Raw genomic sequence first — 2,832 nt, 5'->3', positions numbered from 1 at the left:
TCTTCCCACAACAACCAGCCGTTTCCGTCTGCCCCGCTGCGGTGAAGGGGTGTTTAGACAGACACGAAGGCAGGCGCAAGAGCGAAATTATAAAAATGTCACAATTTGCGGGACTTCGCCGGAAGATGCCTTATTTTTAAGGCGATCCGGAAGAGGTTCGGCGGTCTCTCTGAGGCGCGGCCCGGGGCCCCTCTGCGGGTTTGCGGGAGGATTTTGGCCCCGGGGCGGGGAATCGCGGGAATCAACGCGGGAATCTGCGGGAATCGCTAAGGCGCTTTTTGCTTTGAACCGGGGACTTAGGGGAGGTTCAGGTCTTTTCACCGCGCCAAACCGGGTCGTTGCAGAATAACCGCTGGCGCCCTGCTGCGGCTGAGGCAGTATGGATCCCGGTGCCTTCCCTTTGGCGCTGAGCGACAGGAGACCTTAATGACCCGCGTATTTCTGACCGGCTCTGCCGGGTTCATTGGGTTTCACCTCAGCCGCCTGCTGCTGGAGGACGGCTTTACCGTTCACGGCTATGACGGGATGACGGATTATTATGACGTCCGCCTCAAAGAGCGCCGCCATGCCATGCTGCTGCAGCACCCGCAGTTCAGCGCCACGGAAGGCATGTTAGAGGATCAGGCACTGATTGACCGGGTGGCGGATGAGTTTCGCCCCGATGTCATCGTCCATCTCGCCGCTCAGGCCGGGGTGCGCTACAGCCTTGAGAACCCCCGCGCCTATCTCGATGCCAATGTCATCGGCAGCTTCAATGTGCTCGAGATCGCGCGGCGGCACGGGGTGCAGCATCTTCTGATGGCTTCCACCTCCTCCGTTTATGGCGCCAATGAAGAGATGCCCTTTCGTGAGACCGATAAGGCCGACACGCAGCTCACGATCTATGCGGCGACCAAAAAGGCCTCAGAGAGCATGGCGCATTCCTATGCGCATCTGTGGAACCTGCCGGTGACGATGTTTCGCTTCTTCACCGTCTATGGTCCCTGGGGCCGGCCCGATATGGCGCTTTATAAATTCACGGAAGCCATCCTCGGGGGGCGCCCCCTCGACATCTATAACCATGGCGAGATGTATCGCGACTTCACCTATGTCACCGATCTGGTGAAGGGGATCCGACTGTTGATCGATGCGGTGCCGGTCCGCCCCGAAAGCGCTGCTGAGATTGCGCCCGGCGACAGCCTGTCACCGGGCGCCCCTTACCGGGTGGTGAACATCGGCAATTCCGACCGGGTGAAGCTCACGGATTTCGTCGATGCCATTGAAGAGGCCACGGGCCGGACCGCCATCCGCAATTACATGGAGATGCAGAAGGGCGATGTCCCCGCCACCTGGGCGGAGGCATCGCTTCTGCAAAGCCTGACCGGCTATCGCCCGCAGACCGATGTCCGCAAAGGTGTGGCCGAATTCGTCGCCTGGTACCGGGAGTATTACGCCAGGTGAGCCTTCAGGACCTCCAGCCCGCGGGCCAGCAGGTCCCCGGCCTGCTCCGGGCTTTCGGCCTCGGTGTAAAGCCGCAGTTCCGGTGCATTGCCCGAGGGGCGCAGATGGATCACCCGGCCGGAAGCGAGATGGAGCCGCAGCCCGTCGGTGCGATCCTCCGCAGAAAGGCTTTCGCCCAAGGGAGAGAGCAGCGCGGTGAAGCGCCCGTCCTCCAGCCGCGCCATCAGGGCACGGCTCGTCTCAGGGGCGATCTCTTCCAGACGGTCAGCGGCAGTGAAGCGCGCAGGCTCCGCTGCGATCAGGGCAGAGAGGCTGCGACCCGAAGCCCGCGCCAGCGCAAGCGGCGCGACCAGCGGCAAAAGGCTGTCGCGGGTCCGGAGCGGCGCAAGCGGACCTGCCGCCATCTGCGCCTCAAAGCCCGCAAGAAAGCCGCCATTGGCCTCATAGCCCGCAACGCGGCCCCCCGCCGCTTCCATCCCGGCGATCACAAAGGGAGAGCCGATCTTCGTGCGGATCACCCGGCCAAAGGCGCCCGAGCGCTCCACCCCGCTGTTGGAGCTGACCGGCGTGACCACCACCTCTGCCCCAAGCGCCCGCGCCGTGATCTGGCCCAGAAGATCGCCGGGCACGAGTCCGCCCCGCTCATCGGCCAGGAGCGGGCGGTCGCCATCACCATCGGTGGAGACCAGGGCATCAAGGCCGTGGTCCCGGCACCAGGCCGCAATGCGGGCGCGGATCTCAGCCGGAACCGCCTCGGTATCGACGGGGATAAAGACCTCGCTGCGGCCCAGCCGCAGCACCTCTGCCCCAAGCCCCTCAAGAGCCCCGGCAATCAGATCGCGGCTGACGGCAGAATGCTCCCAAAGCCCGATCCTCAGACCCGAGAGCGCCTCCGGACCAAAGGCCCGGATATAGCGCTGCACCCAAGGCGTCGCAGCATCCGCCTGAGAAAGCGGTGCCGAAAGCCCCGCCGGGGCGCGACCCAGAGCGACCAGGATCGCTGCCTCATCGGTCTTGGTGATCTCTCCCCCGGGCAGATAGAACTTCAGCCCGTTGCGGTCAGAAGGAATATGGCTGCCGGTGACCATAATCGCCGCCGATCCCGCCGCCATGGAGGCCAGCGCCAGTGCAGGGGTCGGCACCGCGCCACAATCGGTCACCGCCACGCCCTCGGCCCGCGCCGCCTGAGCCACCGCAGCAGCAACCTCAGGCGAGGAGGCCCGCAGATCGCGGCCGATATAGAGCCCGTGCCCCACCGGGCAGGCCGCCAGAAAGGCACGGGTGTAATCTGCGATCAGATCAGGCGTCAGATCGCTGACCAGCCCCCTCAGGCCAGAGGTGCCGAATTTCGGTGCCATCAGCCCTTTTCTCCCTGACCGCGCGCATAGAGAT

At 64.4% G+C, this 2,832-nt stretch carries 2 protein-coding genes; one reads left to right on the top strand and one right to left on the bottom strand.

Translation table 11 applies throughout. The features are described from left to right. Positions 1–426 precede the first annotated feature (426 nt). Positions 427–1,440, top strand: a complete 1,014-nt coding sequence (locus EP867_RS19205; RefSeq protein ID WP_128491040.1) for an NAD-dependent epimerase/dehydratase family protein — start codon at positions 427–429, stop codon at positions 1,438–1,440. On the opposite strand, the gene EP867_RS19200 is transcribed toward EP867_RS19205, so the two are convergent. Further along, positions 1,428–2,798, bottom strand: a complete 1,371-nt coding sequence (locus EP867_RS19200; RefSeq protein ID WP_128491039.1) for a phosphomannomutase — start codon at positions 2,796–2,798, stop codon at positions 1,428–1,430. The genes EP867_RS19205 and EP867_RS19200 overlap by 13 nt on opposite strands. Positions 2,799–2,832 lie beyond the last annotated feature (34 nt).

This window comes from Falsigemmobacter intermedius (assembly GCF_004054105.1).
Classification (GTDB): domain Bacteria; phylum Pseudomonadota; class Alphaproteobacteria; order Rhodobacterales; family Rhodobacteraceae; genus Wagnerdoeblera; species Wagnerdoeblera intermedia.
This window is presented reverse-complemented; position numbering and strand designations above follow the sequence as displayed.

What these genes read in the sequence shown, in the direction of transcription:
- EP867_RS19205 (WP_128491040.1), top strand. Translation starts at nt 427, where the DNA reads ATGACCCGCGTATTTCTGACCGGCTCTGCCGGGTTCATTGGGTTTCAC.
- EP867_RS19200 (WP_128491039.1), bottom strand. Translation starts at nt 2,798, where the DNA reads ATGGCACCGAAATTCGGCACCTCTGGCCTGAGGGGGCTGGTCAGCGAT.